This window comes from Flavobacterium sp. NRK1 (assembly GCF_024054175.1).
In the GTDB taxonomy this organism is placed as follows: domain Bacteria; phylum Bacteroidota; class Bacteroidia; order Flavobacteriales; family Flavobacteriaceae; genus Flavobacterium.
Genome location: NZ_JAMXLA010000019.1, coordinates 1 through 247 on the forward strand (window position 1 = coordinate 1; position 247 = coordinate 247).

Here is a 247-nt window from a genome sequence, read left to right on the forward strand (position 1 = left end):
CGTACATCCGTTAGCATCTTCGATAGTCACCGTATAAGTACCTGCGCTAAGCCCTGTAGCTGTAGCAGCAGTGCCCCCTGAAGGTGCCCATGAATAGGCAAGTGTCCCTGTACCCCCTGAAGCAGTTACGGTAGCTGACCCGTTTGATCCGCCGTTGCATGCTACATTGGTCTGTGAAGCTATAGAAGCTGTAATAGCTGTAGGCTCAGTAATAGTAACCGATTGTGTAGCTGTACATGAGTTAGCA

General features: G+C 49.8%; 1 protein-coding gene. It reads right to left on the minus strand.

From position 1 onward, the window contains the following. Positions 1 to 247: SprB repeat-containing protein (locus tag NHE85_RS16690; RefSeq protein WP_252813343.1), on the minus strand; the 247-nt coding region annotated here is incomplete at both ends.